A 16,053-nucleotide genomic window follows, 5' to 3' on the forward strand; every position below is an offset into this window, starting at 1 on the left:
TTATTCTATAAACATACTGATTCCTGTTTTTTTATTTTTTTACTAAAGTAGCGATCGAGAAAATGTCCATTTGTTGAGGCCAGGACTTGTTGAAAAAGCATGCCTACAACTACCGGCACGGCAACTGCTGCCGGAAAAAAGGAGACGGCAAGTACAGCACCGGCACTGATATTTCTCATACCACCTGAGAAGGTCAGTGTGACGACTGTATCTCGATCCCTTTTCATTAACAGACCCAACAAAAAGGAAAACAAGTACCCTGTTAAGGCGATAAAAAAGACGGTCATCGTAATACTTACAAGTTTCATATTTATATGTTTCAAATAGGGAGCAACAACCGCTCCGTTAAGCATGACAACAAAGCCGATACTGATTTTTGAAAAAGGAGCGAGACGAGTTCCTAATTGTTGATTAATTTTCCCCTTTGTTACTTGATTTAATAACATTCCAATCAGGGAAGGGATGACGACCATGCCCAGGAGACCCTTCATAATATGCAGGAAATCCATTTCCACTTGTTGGCCGATAAATAGCGAAAGCGAGATCGGCACAAGGATTGGCGACAGCAGGGTGTCAATTAAAATAACCGATAAGACGAGCGGTATGTTTCCTCTATAGATGGATACCCAAATGAAACTCGTGACCCCAGTTGGGATGACCATTCCCAAAATGAGCCCGGTAATCGTGTAAGCATCACCAGAAAAAGCGATATGCCCGATGCCCCAGGCCCAAATCGGCATCAAGGCATGTAAGATCAACATCGCTAGGAAAATTGGAAATGGATGTACCATAACTTCTTTTATTGAATGAAAATTGGAGCTTAGACTACCGGCAAAGGTCATAAAGGCAAAAATCCAAGGAATTAAATAGGAGAAATCCTTCAGATAAGCACTGAGCAGTACACCCGTCACAACACTAACGGGAGTAATAAGAGGCATGATGTTTTCTAGTTGTTTATTAAACTTTTGCAGCATGTTTTGCCTCTCCCTCTAGTTCTTCAGTGAACTCATATAGGCCTTCCAAGCGGTAAGACCTCCGTCTAAAACAGTTACTTGATAATCGCGGTTATCGAGAATTTCTGCACATTTAGCAGCAGAATTTCCCGTTGTGCAGGTAACGATGATCTCCTCGCTTTTTGGTAAGGGAAGCTGAGAATCTGCTCTGTCATCTTTAAGTCCAAAGATAGTCGTCTTAGGGATGTTACGACTTTCCTCTATATGAAATTCATGGTATTTCTCTTCGGCACGAACATCGAGAAGGACTAGTTTATCTCCACCTTTCATCCTTTCATGGAGATCCCTCGGTGTAATTCTTCTAATTGTCATTCCACACACCTCCATTACAAAGAATACCATAATTTCTTTTCAAATAAATCATGGGCTTAATATAAATATTTCGGAAATCGATAAATTAGAGTAGATAAATACGTCTCAAGCCTTAGGAATAAATAAATCCCTAGTTCATTGAGGAAAAACGAAGGATTTCTTATCATAAATATAGAAGATAGTTGAAAAAGGGGATGGAAAACAGTGAAAAGAATTTTGATACTTTTTTTGGTCATTACCGGGCTATATATTGTCTTTAATCAGTCCGTTCATTTCAATCTGTTTGGCACAGGCAGCAGCAATAACAATACAAATGGTCAGGCTGCCATAACAAAAAACACCAAGATGCTTGCGATTGATGTATCGAGTGGAAATACAACCATAATTCCTGAAGACAGAAAAGATTTGAAAGCTGTTTATACGGGAAAACAAATGCTAACGGTTAAGGAAGATGGAGATACAGTCAAAATTACACTTAAAAGCAAGGGCTTTAATTGGTTTGACTGGAGCGCCTTTTCCGAAAAGAGTAAGCTGACAATCTACATTCCGAAAGATTATCAGCGAAACATGTCCATCGATTTAGGCTCCGGGAATATCGATTTTTCCGGGGAGTCAAAAAACAAGCCGGTGAACTTGGATGAATTAACAGTCCATATTGGATCTGGCAACATGAAACTCAAAAACCTGAACGTGAAGCAATTTGACCATGGTGGCGGTTCAGGGAATGTGGATATCGATTCATTAATAACGAAAACGGGCACTTTTGATATTGCCTCTGGCAATCTTAATATTCAGCATTATACCGGGGCAATTAAAGCGGAAGTATCCTCAGGAAGGCTTAATATTCAACTGGATAAGTTAATTGATTCCATTGAAATGGATGTAAGTTCCGGGAATGCCGAACTTGACTTACCGGATAAGGCTGATTTCACTTTAAACGGGCATGTGAGCAGCGGAAATGTCTCCTGCGATTTCCCATTAACAACAAAGAACCTAAACAAGAAATCAATTAAAGGTACGCACGGCTCAGGTAAGTATCAAATCGAGCTGGATGTCTCAAGCGGCAACATCAGAATTCATTAATTTAAAGAGGGCGCATGGATTCCCATCTCCAAGCGCCCTCTTTTATTAAAAAATGACAAGTAACCATTACTCATAAAAATTCATAACGTATAGTGCCTGCCGCAAAAACGGATTAAGTTTCGTATGGAAGGAGAGTGGTCACATGTATCAACACCCATTTCATTATTCAAACTATCCACATATTCCATCCTACCCGACATATCTGATTAACTATCAAATACCCCGTACTTACCCGCCAGTGGATACAAAAATATTTGCCAGCTCAGTCAAATCGTTTCGATTATTAATGGAACAAGGAAGTATTTTGCTAGACAGATTGGGCAATTTAGCTTTTGCCCATAACATGATGACTGCCGCCCAGCAAGGGAAAAATGCCGAGGTCGACAGGATGATTAAATCCATTGGCCTAAAAGTCCCTGTAACAACCCAGTTTTCTCCTACTGGGGTGAATTTTATATTATCAACTGATACCGGCCAAAACCAATCAGTAAATTGCTGCTCCTTAACCATTGCAATGAAATGGGGAGTATGAACGAGGTTAGCAGATGATCCTGTTTGTTTTCATAGGTGATTATTTTCTATTTTTTTTTTATTAATTTAAGCGTAAAATGGTATCTTAATAAGTTAATAGAAAATAGGTGTATTACCTTTGGAAAATCTGACTAATAAGTATCAAGAACAATCCCTTTTCAGTATCTCTTGGCCGCTCTTTATTGAGCTGGCTCTTCATATGGGTATGGGCATCATTGCTACATTTATGTTAAGTCACTACTCGGACGCTGCCGCTGCAGGAGTAGGAGTTGCAAATCAGCTTTTAAATATATTTATTTTAGTTTTCACCGTAACTTCGATTGGCGCAACGGTATTAATCAGCCAAAACCTTGGAGCAGGACGTCTGAAAAATGCAAGACAGTTATCCCGCTCTGTATTTGGTTTAAATTTTTGGGTTGGTATTATTGTGTCCATCACCGTCTTCCTCTTTGGAGAGCAGTTGTTACGTCTTTTCGACATCCAAGGAAAAGTATTTGATTATGGACTTACATTTGTCCGTATTTGCGGTATCTCCCTCTTTTTCGAATCGATTTCACTGGCGTTAAGTGCCGTTCTGCGCAGTCATGGGTTTACAAAGGAATCAATGGTCGTGACCGTGGTCATGGACCTGATCAGCGCTGGTGGAAATATCATCGCTATTTCGGGAGTTTTTGGCTTACCTATTACAGGGGTAACCGGTGTTTCGTGGGCTATTGTTGCGGCGCGTGCCTATGCAGTATGTGCGCTCGTCTACCTCGTGTACAACAGGCTTGCTTTGAAACTAACAATCAGTGATATTTTTAAAGCAAAAAGAGAGGATTTGAAAGAGCTGCTTGCAATTGGAATTCCTTCAGCGGGTGAAAATCTATCCTATCAATTGTCACAGCTCGTGATAACAAGCTTTGTCGTTTCGATGGGCACTGCTTCCCTTGCAGCGCGCGTGTATATTTTAAACATTAACATGCTCTGTTATTTATTCACACTAGCGATTGCTCAAGGCACGCAATTGCTAGTAGCCCGTTATATTGGCGGCAGCCAGTTCAGCCGGGCACTTCAGCGCGGCATTCGTACATTAAAGATTGCCATGGTCGCCTCGTTAGTTACATCATTTATGATCGCCTTAATCGGCTCGCCTATTTTAGAGACCTTTACGATGGACCCCATGATAATTGCTATTGGTTTGCCTGTATTATGGGCAATTGTGTTTGTTGAACCGGGCAGAGCGATGAATATTGTCTTGATGAGTTCGTTAAAGTCAGCTGGCGATGTTCGATTCCCCGTTATAATTGGAATCATCTCGATGTGGGGTGTCGCTGTTTCGCTTAGCTACTTGCTTGGCGTTCATTATGGCTTAGGACTGTTAGGAATATGGCTTGCACAAGGTACCGACGAATGGCTCCGAGGCTGCTTTGCCTTGAGACGCTGGCTCACGAAACCTTGGGAGCGGAGGAAAAAAGTGAAGGGTCTTGCTTTACGTTAATTATTAAAAAAAAGTGGAATCCCGGTTATATAGGGATTCCACTTTTGCGATTGAAGAGGTACTCATCCATTTGCTCAGCTGGAATAGGTCTGCTAAATAAATATCCTTGACCAGTTCTGCAGTCATTTTTCTTTAAGAAGGAAAGCTGTTCATCTGTCTCGATTCCTTCTGCAATAACGGCAAAGTTTAGGTTTAGCCCCATATCAATTATGGTTTTCACCATTATTCCCTGGTTTGAATGGTAAAGAATATCATCGACAAACGACTTATCAATTTTGATTTTATCAATCGGGAGGTGCAATAAATAACTTAACGAAGAATAACCTGTCCCAAAATCGTCAATCGAAAGCAGGACGCCCAGCTCTTTCAATTGATTTAAAATAATCATTGAATTCTCAAGGTTCTGCATAATACTTTCGGTAATTTCCAGTTCTAAGTGGTTTGCTTCTAGTCCGACTTCAGCTAAAAGATTGGAAATATACTCGACAAAGTAATCATCCTCAAATTGACGAACTGAAACATTAACGGCGATTGGAAAATTATGAAATCCTGCATTCTCCCATGCTTTTCTTTGTTTGCAAGCTTCCTGCAAAACCCATTTACCAATTGGAACAATCAACCCAGTTTCCTCTGCCAGCGGGATAAATTCAGAAGGGGCAATAAAGCCAAGTTCAGGATGCTGCCAACGAATTAATGCTTCTATCCCCACTAATTTCCCTGTTGCCAAGCACACCTGCGGCTGATAATAAAGCATCAGCTGGTTCTGCTCCAACGCTTTTCTTAAGCCGTTTTCCAGCTCCATTTTCCGAATCGATATCCCATTCAAATTCGAGGAATAGAAACAAAAGCTATTTCCTCTTTCTTTTGCTTGGTACATCGCAGTATCGGCATTTTTTATTAACGTTTCCTCATCCATCCCATCAATAGGGAAAATGCTGATTCCAATACTTGGAGTGACGTAAAACTCCTGATTATTTACTTCTAATGGATAAGAGAATTCATTCAGAATCTGCTTGGCTAGCTTGGTTGTTTTCTCTTTGTCGATGTCCTCGAGCAAAATAATAAATTCATCTCCGCCCTGTCTAGAGACAAACCCTCCAGTTTGAACTGCCAATTCCAATCTATTCGCAACCTTTTGGAGAACGACATCCCCAACTGAATGACCTTTTGTATCGTTAATAATCTTAAAACGATCCAAGTCTAAAAATAAGACAGCGAGCATTTGGTCAGCTTGTTGTTTTAATGCTTCGTTCAAGTGGTGTCTAAACCTATTGCGATTTGGCAAGCCTGTCAATGAATCAAAGTAGGCCATATTTTGAATCGTTTTCTCTGTTTTCTTGCGCTCGGTAATGTCCCTGCCGACTACTTGAACGGCAAACCTGCCCTCATAAAATATGGACGTAGCGGCCATTTCCACATCAATCGTCTCTCCATCAAGCCGTTTTGCCTGAAATTCAAATCTTACTCTTTCTGGTTCACGATTATCCATTCGACCAACTTTACTTTTTATCGTCTCAATAATTTGCGAAGAAGCAAATTTCAATGCAGACTCGCCAATGACTTCATCAGGGCTGGTTGCCCCCACTAATTTCCAGCCGGCTTCATTCATATATTCTACTTTTTTGCTGCCTACGACGGCGATGATGTCTGGGGACATTTCTACTAAGCTGCGATAGCGGTCTTCACTTTCCTTGCGATCGGTAATATCAAACAAGACACTATTAAAATCAACAAAATTTCCCCGTTTATCTAACGTTGGAAACCCCCTGTCCTGAATCCAGCGCACTTCCCCATCGGGACGAATGATCCGGTATTCACTTGTGACCGTTTCCCCAGCAGCGAATTTTTTTTCTCTAGCTTGAACTATATATAAATCATCTGGATAGATCACTTTTTTCCAGAGGTCAAAATCGTTATAAAAATCCTTATATGAATAGCCATATAACTTTTCAATCCCTGGAGTAATTAACAACTTATCTGACTTTAAATCATGCGACCAAATGGCGACATCTAGTGTATCAAAAATATTTTTCAATTTAAGTTTATTTTCCCGATGCTCTTCACTTATTTCTCGCTCCTTGTTTAAAGTGCGAATAAGATAAGGTAGCGTTCCGATAAGAATGATTAGGGAAATATACTTAATGAACGTAATCGATGGAAAAAAGCTTGATATAACCACATCTAGTAGCACTACACTGCATAGCAAACAAAATATTAGCAACCAAAGAAGTCTTTCATTTACTTTTTTGCGGGTTCCCATGTTTGTTTTCTCCCTACGCCATAAAAAGTATGAGTCATCTTTAAAGTAACAAAAATTCACTTATTTAACAATAATAGTTTTATAAAATTAGAAGTGATTACACACCTACCCATATATTGTGGATGTAGGACTTGTTGGTTTTTATCAGTGGAATATCCCACCTGATATAGAGGATTTTTGGGAGCTGTTCATTATTTTGTCAAAAAGTTTCGAACAAACTTTGAACTTATCACTATTGCCATGTTTTTTATGTGGAAATCCAATATATTGGAAGTAGAAAGAAACAAATAAAAAAAGGAAAGGCGGAATGGAACATGTTTAACAAATTATTAAGAGAGAATAAAATTTCAGCAGTCATCCTAACAGTCATTCGTTTATACCTCGGATATTCTTGGTTCACAGCTGGTTTACACAAAATAACAGGAGGCTTTGACGCTGCAGGATTCTTAAAGGGAGTAACGGCTAACCCTGTTAAAGGACCAGACGGCGCAGTAGTCTACGGCTGGTATGTGGAATTCTTAAAAAACTTTGCACTACCGAATGTTGATATCTTTAACTTCATCGTCCCTTGGGGTGAACTATTAATTGGCTTAGGTTTACTCTTAGGCTGTCTAACGACAGCGGCTATGTTCTTTGGCTTAGTGATGAACTTTAGCTTCTTCCTAGCAGGTACTGTATCTCACAACCCTACAGACATTTTCTTAGGCTTTATCATCTTAACAGCTGGTTATAATGCAGGAAGAATTGGTTTAGACAGATGGATCGTTCCTTACATCAGAAACATTGGCAAAAAACATGTCGGTCATAAAAAACCTAAAGCAGCAGCATAACGACCAAACAAAAAGACGATTCGGAAGCCCGAATCGTCTTTTTTTCGGCAAATAAGAGGAACTCTTAATTTTCCCTTACACCCACCACATCTGCGAAACGGGTTCTTCAATTAAGACAGATTTTAAATTTGCGACCGCACGTTTAAATCCTTCGTCAATCGACATAATTGGGTCCTCATGCTCAATGCTGACTATATAATCGTAACCATAGGTTCGAAGTGCGCTCATCATGTCAGACCATTCTTTTAAACTATGGCCGCAGCCAACCGAACGGAAGGACCAGGCCCGCGAACGCACTTCCCCATATGGCTGCATATCAGTTAAACCATACATATTCACATTTTCCTGATCAATGGATGTGTCTTTTGCATGGAAATGGTGGATCGCATTTTCTTTTGCTAAAATTTTAATCGCGGCAACAGGGTCAATTCCCTGCCACCATAAATGACTTGGATCTAAGTTAGCGCCGATGGCATCACAGGTTTCCTCACGTAGTTTTAACATCGTATATGGTGTATGTACTAAAAAGCCGCCATGAAGCTCAAGACCAATTTTCACATTATGATCTTTTGCATATTGGCCAACTTCTTTCCAATATGGAATCAATTTCTCTTCCCATTGCCACTTTAACACGTCACCATATTCATTCGGCCATGGTGTAACCGGCCAATTAGGAAATTTCGCTCCTTCATGATCACCCGCCGTACCTGAAAAACAGTTGACAACTGGAACACCTAATAGTGAAGCAAGTTTAATCGTTTTTAAAAGAGTTTCATGAGACTGATTTGCAAATTCTTTTTCAGGAGAGATCGGGTTACCGTGGCAGCTGAATGCGCTAATCATCAGCCCACGGTCCTCGACTTTTCGGATATACTCCCTGCGCGCTTTTTCACTTTCTAGTAATCCATCTAAATCACAATGGTTATTTCCAGGATAACACCCGGTTCCGATTTCCACCGCATTTAGACCAGCTTCCTTTACAGTATCCAGCATTTCTTCGAATGATTTTTCAGCAAATAAAACGGTAAATACACCTAGTTTCATAAAGTAGTTCCTCCATTCTCATATATCTGGTCAATAATTTGTGAAACTTGAAGTGCTTCCTCAGGTTTTACAACCAGCTCTTCCAATCCTAGACATGCATCGATAAAATTCTTCGCCTGCGGCAGTCCTGGATTTTCCTCGCCTGGAATCCAAGTAGCCTCACTATTTAACAGCATTCCGTTCTTTGTCATGTATAGCTCAAACGGAAAAACACTTAAACCGCCGTCCACACCGGAAATGCTTAAATGCTCTTGATCGTCTTTGATATTCGCCGCCCAAGAGGTTTCGAACAACACCGAAGCCCCATTTTCAAATTTGAGATAAGCTGTGACATGATCATCGACATTAAACGATTCGTGATCAAACGAACCCCATTGGTTCACTTGATTAGGTATTTTACTTAACCTGTTATACATGGTGCCTGACACTGCAATATGTTTCGGATTTCCCATCAGCCAAAGGGCTAAATCGAGAAGATGACAGCCATAATCAATCAGGCTGCCGCCGCCTTGAAGGTTTTTATTGGTAAAAACGCCCCATCCTGGTACTTTGCGGCGTCTCAAGGCTTGGACTCTCACCACCAGCGGAGTCCCTACTTCATCCATCGCTTTCTTAGCCGCCACAGCTTCCTTCATAAAACGGTAGTGGTAAGCAATCGCCAGTACTTTATCCGCTTTTTGGGCCGCGGCGATCATGGCCTCGCATTCCTTTGCACTTAGAGCCATCGGCTTTTCACACAAAACATGGACTCCAGCTTCAAAGGCAGCAACCGTAATCTCGGCATGGAATTTATTTGGTGTACAAATACAAACAGCATCCACTTCTGAAAAGAGATCACGGTAATCAGCAAAGATATGAGGGATGTTATATTTTTCGGCTATCTCTTTTGCTCGGTCGATATTCACATCACTTAGGGAAGTTATTTCACATATGTCACGAAGCTGAAGAAATGCAGGGATATGACGGCCTTGGGCAATGCCGCCAACCCCAATAATTCCGATGCGAAGTTTTATCATGCTTTCACTCTCACAATTTGTTTTGTTTCATTTGACTCAAGCGCTGCCAAAATAACCAATAATGATTTCATTCCTTCCTCACCAGGTACTGGCGGCTCTTGGTCATTAAGAACCGAATCCACAAACTTCCCGATCACGTGGGAATTATTTTGTCCGCCCTCATCATTAGACTGGATTTTTCCAAGCTGATAATTCACCACTTCCCCGTTCGCATATTGAACAACAAGGGAATTAACCGGATCATCCTCTAAACGAAGAATCGCTTTTTCGCCATAAATAATCGTCGAGTTATCTTCTTTGCTTACATAAGCCCAGCTTGCAGCAAGTGTTCCGATAATCCCACTTTCTGTTTTTAAAACACAAACGGCATTGTCATCTACATTAGCGAAATCCTTTGCGCTCGTTTCCACAAAGGAACCTACTTCGACAATTTCTTCCCCTAACACATACCGCAGCAAATCCGTCTTGTGAACACCTAGATCGCCCATCGCCCCAACGAATGCTTTTTCTTTTTGGAAAAACCAGCCCTCTTTTCCTTCAACACTCCAACCTTCTGGGCCGCCATGTCCGAATGCCGTACGGAAACTATAAATTTTACCGATTTCGCCGCTAGCAATTAACTGACATGCCTTTTGGTGAGAAGGGACGAAGCGCTGATTATGGGCGATCATTAACTTTTTTCCGCTCTCTTTTGCTGCTGAAATCATCGCTTCTGCTTCTTGCTTAGAGGTTGCCATCGGTTTTTCACAAAGAACATGAACACCAGCATTTAATGCAGTTATTGAGATTGGGGCATGAAGATAGTTTGGAGTACAAACACTTACTGCGTCCACTCCACCATTTTTCAATAATTCTTCATAGCTTGTATATGCCACGGCATCGAATTTTTTGGCTACTTCTATTGAACGTTCTTCGTTAATATCACAAACTGCCACAAGCTCCACTTGTTTATTTGCTTTATATTCTGGTAAATGGCGGTGCTGGGCAATACTGCCGCATCCAATTACTCCGACTCTTAGCTTTTCCATTATATTTGTCCCCCTTTGATTTCTTCTAGCGGTTTCGCGTTTCCATAGACTGGACGCTCACGCTTGACAGGCTGTGCCCATTTCACCGCATTGATAATGACGCGCTGAATTTGTTTATTATGATAGGTCGGATACGTTTCATGTCCTGGTCTAAAATAAAACACTTTTCCATTCCCGCGATTGTATGTGATTCCGCTGCGGAATACTTCGCCGCCTTCAAACCAGCTTGTAAAAATAAGCTCATCAGGCTGAGGGATATCAAAATGCTCGCCATACATTTCTTCTTTATCTAATTCAATATATTCAGTGATTCCTTCTGTAATCAGGTGGCTTGGGCTTACAACCCAAAGACGCTCTTTTTCATCCGCTTCCCGCCATTTTAAATCACAGCTTGTTCCCATTAACGTTTTAAAAATTTTCGAGAAATGCCCGGAGTGAAGAACAATTAACCCCATTCCATCAAGAACACACTGCTGGACCTTTTGCACAATTTCATCGGTAACTTCACCATGTGCAAGATGCCCCCACCAAACTAATACATCTGTATTGGCGAGTACCTCGTCCGTTAAACCGTGATCCGGCTCATCTAGAGTAGCTGTTCTAGTATGAATCCCTTCTGATTGAAGGAATTCAGCGATTGCTCCATGGATGCCTCTTGGGTATATATCCCTGACAACCGGATTTTTTTGTTCGTGACGGTTTTCATTCCATACAGTTACTCTCAACATAAAACAAACCACTCCTTTTAATAGATTTCTTTAACTTTTGTTTTAGAGAATAAGAAATTTATGAAAAGCTTCCATTGACGCGTAATGTGGAAAAAATTGAACATTACTTATTTGTTTCCATCTTATATTGTGTATCTGCAAATAAATATAGATGATATAATCAATACATCTACTATTTTGCTATTTTTGAATTTTATTATTTTTGAGGGAACTTATGACGACGAACCTATTCTATTGCGGTTATTCTTATCACACAAACGGATATCATTCTCAACATAAAACAGGATACCCCTTGTATCTATTCCGCTTGCAAACAGAAGGGCATTGTGAAGTGGTGGTAAAGGGAAGAAAAATGAACCTCGAGAAAGGCGATCTACTTCTAATTAAACCAGGGGATCACTATGAACTTCTCGTTAAAGAGGGGCAAAACAGTGGGGACTATCACCTAGTCTGTGAAGGCAATTGGGTAGACCAATGGTGGAACCGTTCCACTAAGCCGGATGTCTCCCGCATCGATCTTGATGAAAAGCTGCTAGCCTTATGGCGTCATATCATGATCGAAAAACGCCGTCCAGAGCCCAGTCAAAATGAAGAGCTTACCGGCTATTTGCTGCGAGCTCTCTGTATAACTTTAGAACGTGCCGTCAGCGAAACCGGCCCCTCCTTCAGTCATCCGTATTCGGTGACACGGATGATGCGATATATTGAAGAGCATGCTACGACGGCATTTAAATTAGAGGATGTTGCGCGCTATGCTGGGCTTAGTGTTTCCCGATCCGTTCATTTATTCAAAAGCAGTGTCGGGAAAACGATGATAGAATATGCCCTAGAAGTACGGCTTTCCGCGGCAATCGAGCGGATGAAATATACCACAATGACCCTTGAACATATTGCCGAAGACTGTGGCTTTGGTACCTATCCTTATTTTCACAGGGTCTTTAGAAAGAAGTACGGTGTAGCCCCTGGTGCTTACAGACGTGTAGATTTGACCACTTAGCTGTGCAAAGCATAATTGCTTTCGAAACCCAAGTTAATACTTTGCTAAAAAAAGAGGGGATACCATCAGTACTTTGGTATCCCCAATTAATATATTTATGTTTACGAAAAAAGCCAAATTTAAACACGATATACTCTTGTCTCATACGGTTTTAGTGTTAACTGTCGAAGTGGTTCATGCTCAGAAACCTCATAGTTATTTAACAGCAAATTTTGATAGTCCAAGGAAACACCTGTAATCTCTGCCGGTTCTACGGAAAGGTTTGTGATTACGATTACCTTTTCCTCAGTCGAAGTCCGGGTATAGGCATATATTTGTGGATCCTCTTTAAGCAGCAATTCATAAATACCGTAAGTAAACACGGCATTCGACTTTTTCAAGCGAATCATTTTTTTATAAAAATTCAAGATGGAATCAGCATCATTTTGCTGGGCTTCTACATTGATTTTCTTGTAGTTCGGATTCACCTTCAACCATGGTGTTCCATTGCTAAAACCAGCATTTTCTTCATCTGACCACTGCATTGGTGTCCGGGAATTATCACGGCCTGACGCCCAGATGATTGCCATAATTTCCTCGTGGGGAACCCCGTCCGCTCGTTTTAAATGATACATATTTTTTGCCGAAACATCATCATAATCTTCAATTGATTCATACTGGACATTGGTCATCCCAATTTCCTGACCTTGATAAATAAATGGTGTCCCCTGCATAAGAAAGTACATTGCAGCAAACGCCGTCGCACTTTCACGCCAGTATTCCTGATCATTTCCCCATGTGGAGACGACACGTGCTTTGTCATGGTTTTCAATGAAAAGCGCATTCCATCCCTTTCCCTCTAAGCCTTTTTGCCAGCGGGATAGTACATTCTTTAACTCGATGATATCAAGTTCCTTTTTTGTTTCTGCATCCCAAAGGTTTAGATGCTCAAATTGAAAAACCATGTTGAATTTCCCTTGGTTTTCACCTACCCACTGCTCAACATCAACGACATTATCAACCGTTACTCCGTTCGCTTCACCAACGGTCATGATGTCATATTTAGCAAATGTTTCTTCCTTTAACTCATGTAAAAATGGATGAATTCCTTCGACGTTCATCATTTTTTCAAAGCATGATACATACGGCAGCCCCTCAGGATTTGGCATATCCAGAAGGCCTGGCTCCTTCTTAATATGGCTGATGGCATCAACACGGAAGCCGTCTATGCCTTTATCAAGCCACCAATTAACCATTCCATAAAGCGCCTTCCGAACCTCTCCATTTTCCCAATTGAGGTCAGGCTGCTTTTTAGAAAAAATATGCATGAAATACTGTCCGGTTTGTTTGTCGTATTTCCATGCAGAACCGCCGAAAATACTTTCCCAGTTATTCGGCTCTTTCCCGTCCTTACCATCTCTCCAAATATACCAATCCCGTTTCGGATTGTCTTTCGAAGTGCGGGATTCGATAAACCAAGGATGCTCATCACTTGTATGATTGATGACTAAATCGAGGATTAACTTCATCCCGCGTTGGTGTGTTTCTTTTAATAGAAGATCAAAATCGGCCATTGTTCCAAACTCAGCCATAATCTCCTGATAATCACTAATATCATAGCCATTATCGTCATTCGGAGATTGATACATTGGACTGACCCAAATCACATCAATCCCTAGTTCTTTTAAATAATCTAGTTTAGCTATGATTCCCTTTATATCACCAATTCCATCCCCATTGGAATCCATAAAACTGCGGGGATAAACTTGATATGCAACTGCTTCTTTCCACCATAATTTATTCATGTTAAATTCCTCACTAATCGTTACTTTTGTCTGATTTCTCTACACTTGGCTGACTGCATGATAAGCGCTCAACCAAACGATGCGAGATAATCAGGCGCTTTGTCGGTTCATTGCTGTTTTCAATCATTTGTATTAAGTTTTTAGATGCTTGATAGCCAAGTTCAAAGATATTAATATCAACGGAAGTCAACGGCGGTCTCGACATTTCGGCAAGCAGAACATTATTAAAGCCGACAATCGAGATATCGTCTGGAACTCTAATTCCTAATTCATCCAGAGTATTCAGAACACCAAGCGCCATAAAATCATCTGCTACCACAAGGGCTGTCGGCGGATGTTCGAGCTGCATTAACTCCCGAACTGCCTGCTGTCCGCCCTCCCTTAAAAATTTCTGATGAATAATATATTCGCTTCTTGCCTCAATACCTGCCTCCGCTAATGCCTTTTTATAACCATCCTGACGGTCAGACGTTACAATTAATTCAAGACTTCCGCCGATAAAGCCAATTTGCTTGTGACCTAGTCCGATTAAATAGGCAGTAGCCTCTTTCATCGCGCGAATATTATCATTATCTACGTGAGTAATTTCTTCGATATCTTTATATGGTTTTCCAATCAAAACAAACGGAAAACTTCTTTCTATTAAATAAGAGATGACCTGGTCCTCAACTTTTGAAGAAAGTAAGACAATCCCGTCGACCCGTTTTCCCTGCACCATTTGAACGACGGCATGAAGAATTTCCTCTTCCGATTTCCCTGTCGTCATATGCAAGGCATAATTTTTCTCTTGTGCCCCTTCACTGATTCCCTGCAATACAGTAGGAAAAAAGGGATTTTGAAACCCAACGTCCTTCGAGCTTGGCATCACTAGTCCTATTGCCTGCGTTGATTGGCTCGCCAAATTTCTTGCATTTAAGTTGGGATGGTAGCCGAGCTGCTCCATTGCCTGTTTTACCTTTTGCTTTGTGGCTTCACTAATTCGTGGACTATCGGCAATAACCCTTGAAACTGTTGATGGAGCAACATTTGCTAAGCTAGCTACATCCTTAATCGTAACGTTCATATTTTTTCCCCTCTCAAAGGGTGTAATTCAATTTATCAATATTAACCTTTCGTTCCTCCTGCTGTTAATCCAGATACGAAGAATCGCTGGAATGACAAGAAGAGAATCGCAATCGGAACAGCAATTAGAACGGCCCCGGCAGCAAATGTCGTGAATTCAGCGCCAAATTGTTTAGCGACCATTTCATATAGACCCACTGCTAATGTATAATTTTTTTCGGTCCGGAGCAATATGCTCGCAATAATAAAATCAGCAAATGGGCCAATAAATGCGAACAGCGCCACAACGGCAATAATTGGTTTAGCCAGCGGCATAACAATTTGAAAAAAGATTCGTAAATGTCCGGCACCATCAATCTTTGCTGACTCATCAAGCTCCTTCGGAATGGTATCGAGATACCCCTTCATCAGCCATGTATTCATTGGAATCTGACCGCCAACATAAACACAAATGAGACCTAAATGAGTATCAATTAAATGTGTAAGGGTCGCTAAAATGTAGATGGCGATAAGTGCTGCGAAGTTTGGAATCATTTGCAAAATCAAAAAGGTCATTAAGCCATTTTTCCGTCCCACAAAGCGATAGCGGGAGAAAGAATAGGCTGTTAAACTGACTAGAATAACGGTAAATACCATCGTTAAAATACTTACTTTTAACGAGTTGATGTACCAAAAAAGATAATTACTTTTACTTGTATCAAACAGATGCTGGTAATGGGCAAGTGTCGCGTTTTTCGGAATAATACTTGACCCCGATAAGCTTTGCCCAGGGTTAAACGATGACCCGATAATCCAGGCCAACGGATATAAAATAATCACAAACATAATCAATACGACTAGATAGGTCAGGGTAAGTCTGGTGATTTTCTGTCTTTTCGTACTCAT

General features: G+C 40.9%; 15 protein-coding genes. 5 read left to right on the forward strand and 10 right to left on the reverse strand.

Translation table 11 applies throughout. From position 1 onward, the window contains the following. Nucleotides 1-5 precede the first annotated feature (5 nt). Both AA980_RS10815 and AA980_RS10820 read right to left on the reverse strand, forming a co-directional pair. Nucleotides 6-974 carry a bile acid:sodium symporter family protein gene (locus AA980_RS10815; protein WP_024026354.1) on the reverse strand — a complete coding sequence of 323 codons (969 nt, stop codon included), beginning with the start codon at nucleotides 972-974 and terminating at the stop codon, nucleotides 6-8. Between the two features lie 15 nt (nucleotides 975-989). Next, nucleotides 990-1,325, reverse strand: coding sequence for a rhodanese-like domain-containing protein (locus tag AA980_RS10820; protein WP_024026353.1), 336 nt, complete (start codon nucleotides 1,323-1,325; stop codon nucleotides 990-992). Between the two features lie 204 nt (nucleotides 1,326-1,529). On the opposite strand from AA980_RS10820, the gene liaG reads away from it, so the two are divergent. The 3 genes from liaG to AA980_RS10835 all read left to right on the forward strand — a co-directional run bounded on the left by liaG (nucleotide 1,530) and on the right by AA980_RS10835 (nucleotide 4,419). After that, nucleotides 1,530-2,408, forward strand: coding sequence for a LiaG family protein (gene liaG, locus AA980_RS10825; protein WP_024026352.1), 879 nt, complete (start codon nucleotides 1,530-1,532; stop codon nucleotides 2,406-2,408). Between the two features lie 142 nt (nucleotides 2,409-2,550). Beyond that, nucleotides 2,551-2,940, forward strand: a complete 390-nt coding sequence (locus AA980_RS10830) for a hypothetical protein (RefSeq protein ID WP_024026351.1) — start codon at nucleotides 2,551-2,553, stop codon at nucleotides 2,938-2,940. Between the two features lie 117 nt (nucleotides 2,941-3,057). Then, complete coding sequence (locus AA980_RS10835) at nucleotides 3,058-4,419, forward strand: MATE family efflux transporter (RefSeq protein WP_024026350.1); 1,362 nt, start codon at nucleotides 3,058-3,060, stop codon at nucleotides 4,417-4,419. Between the two features lie 25 nt (nucleotides 4,420-4,444). On the opposite strand, the gene AA980_RS10840 is transcribed toward AA980_RS10835, so the two are convergent. After that, a complete protein-coding gene (locus AA980_RS10840) occupies nucleotides 4,445-6,679 on the reverse strand; it encodes a sensor domain-containing protein (RefSeq protein ID WP_024026349.1) in 2,235 nt (744 codons plus the stop codon). A gap of 314 nt (nucleotides 6,680-6,993) precedes the next feature. Here AA980_RS10840 and AA980_RS10845 point away from each other — a divergent pair, with 314 nt between their 5' ends. Continuing rightward, nucleotides 6,994-7,509 carry a DoxX family membrane protein gene (locus tag AA980_RS10845; RefSeq protein WP_024026348.1) on the forward strand — a complete coding sequence of 172 codons (516 nt, stop codon included), beginning with the start codon at nucleotides 6,994-6,996 and terminating at the stop codon, nucleotides 7,507-7,509. Between the two features lie 75 nt (nucleotides 7,510-7,584). Here the strand turns inward: AA980_RS10845 and AA980_RS10850 are convergent, their stop codons facing one another. Genes AA980_RS10850 through AA980_RS10865 form a run of 4 tightly spaced genes read right to left on the reverse strand, consistent with a single transcriptional unit; the run spans nucleotide 7,585 to nucleotide 11,325 of the window. Further along, nucleotides 7,585-8,553, reverse strand: coding sequence for a sugar phosphate isomerase/epimerase family protein (locus tag AA980_RS10850; RefSeq protein WP_024026347.1), 969 nt, complete (start codon nucleotides 8,551-8,553; stop codon nucleotides 7,585-7,587). Beyond that, a complete protein-coding gene (locus AA980_RS10855) occupies nucleotides 8,550-9,569 on the reverse strand; it encodes a Gfo/Idh/MocA family protein (protein WP_024026346.1) in 1,020 nt (339 codons plus the stop codon). The genes AA980_RS10850 and AA980_RS10855 overlap by 4 nt, the downstream gene beginning before the upstream one ends. Next, nucleotides 9,566-10,597, reverse strand: coding sequence for a Gfo/Idh/MocA family protein (locus tag AA980_RS10860; protein ID WP_024026345.1), 1,032 nt, complete (start codon nucleotides 10,595-10,597; stop codon nucleotides 9,566-9,568). The genes AA980_RS10855 and AA980_RS10860 overlap by 4 nt, the downstream gene beginning before the upstream one ends. After that, nucleotides 10,597-11,325 (reverse strand): ThuA domain-containing protein, encoded by a 729-nt coding sequence (locus AA980_RS10865; protein WP_034723018.1) that lies wholly within the window; start codon nucleotides 11,323-11,325, stop codon nucleotides 10,597-10,599. Before AA980_RS10865 ends, AA980_RS10860 begins: the two co-directional genes overlap by 1 nt. 214 nt (nucleotides 11,326-11,539) lie before the next feature. On the opposite strand from AA980_RS10865, the gene AA980_RS10870 reads away from it, so the two are divergent. Further along, nucleotides 11,540-12,322, forward strand: a complete 783-nt coding sequence (locus AA980_RS10870; RefSeq protein ID WP_034723017.1) for an AraC family transcriptional regulator — start codon at nucleotides 11,540-11,542, stop codon at nucleotides 12,320-12,322. A gap of 119 nt (nucleotides 12,323-12,441) precedes the next feature. Here the strand turns inward: AA980_RS10870 and AA980_RS10875 are convergent, their stop codons facing one another. Genes AA980_RS10875 through AA980_RS10885 form a run of 3 tightly spaced genes read right to left on the reverse strand, consistent with a single transcriptional unit; the run spans nucleotide 12,442 to nucleotide 16,053 of the window. Further along, nucleotides 12,442-14,106, reverse strand: coding sequence for a glycoside hydrolase family 13 protein (locus AA980_RS10875; protein WP_024026337.1), 1,665 nt, complete (start codon nucleotides 14,104-14,106; stop codon nucleotides 12,442-12,444). A gap of 13 nt (nucleotides 14,107-14,119) precedes the next feature. After that, on the reverse strand, nucleotides 14,120-15,169 hold the full coding sequence (locus tag AA980_RS10880) for a LacI family DNA-binding transcriptional regulator (RefSeq protein WP_024026336.1): 1,050 nt from the start codon (nucleotides 15,167-15,169) through the stop codon (nucleotides 14,120-14,122). Nucleotides 15,170-15,210: 41 nt separating this feature from the next. Further along, nucleotides 15,211-16,053 (reverse strand): sugar ABC transporter permease, encoded by an 843-nt coding sequence (locus tag AA980_RS10885; RefSeq protein WP_024026335.1) that lies wholly within the window; start codon nucleotides 16,051-16,053, stop codon nucleotides 15,211-15,213.

Origin of the sequence: Neobacillus vireti (genome assembly GCF_001026695.1) — a bacterium.
Taxonomy (GTDB): domain Bacteria; phylum Bacillota; class Bacilli; order Bacillales; family Cytobacillaceae; genus Neobacillus; species Neobacillus vireti.

Coding starts and splice junctions, on each gene's coding strand:
- AA980_RS10815 (WP_024026354.1), bottom strand. CDS start 974: ATGCTGCAAAAGTTTAATAAACAACTAGAAAACATCATGCCTCTTATT.
- AA980_RS10820 (WP_024026353.1), bottom strand. CDS start 1,325: ATGACAATTAGAAGAATTACACCGAGGGATCTCCATGAAAGGATGAAA.
- AA980_RS10830 (WP_024026351.1), top strand. CDS start 2,551: ATGTATCAACACCCATTTCATTATTCAAACTATCCACATATTCCATCC.
- AA980_RS10840 (WP_024026349.1), bottom strand. CDS start 6,679: ATGGGAACCCGCAAAAAAGTAAATGAAAGACTTCTTTGGTTGCTAATA.
- AA980_RS10845 (WP_024026348.1), top strand. CDS start 6,994: ATGTTTAACAAATTATTAAGAGAGAATAAAATTTCAGCAGTCATCCTA.
- AA980_RS10850 (WP_024026347.1), bottom strand. CDS start 8,553: ATGAAACTAGGTGTATTTACCGTTTTATTTGCTGAAAAATCATTCGAA.
- AA980_RS10855 (WP_024026346.1), bottom strand. CDS start 9,569: ATGATAAAACTTCGCATCGGAATTATTGGGGTTGGCGGCATTGCCCAA.
- AA980_RS10860 (WP_024026345.1), bottom strand. CDS start 10,597: ATGGAAAAGCTAAGAGTCGGAGTAATTGGATGCGGCAGTATTGCCCAG.
- AA980_RS10865 (WP_034723018.1), bottom strand. CDS start 11,325: ATGTTGAGAGTAACTGTATGGAATGAAAACCGTCACGAACAAAAAAAT.
- AA980_RS10870 (WP_034723017.1), top strand. CDS start 11,540: ATGACGACGAACCTATTCTATTGCGGTTATTCTTATCACACAAACGGA.
- AA980_RS10875 (WP_024026337.1), bottom strand. CDS start 14,106: ATGAATAAATTATGGTGGAAAGAAGCAGTTGCATATCAAGTTTATCCC.
- AA980_RS10880 (WP_024026336.1), bottom strand. CDS start 15,169: ATGAACGTTACGATTAAGGATGTAGCTAGCTTAGCAAATGTTGCTCCA.
- AA980_RS10885 (WP_024026335.1), bottom strand. CDS start 16,053: ATGAGTACGAAAAGACAGAAAATCACCAGACTTACCCTGACCTATCTA.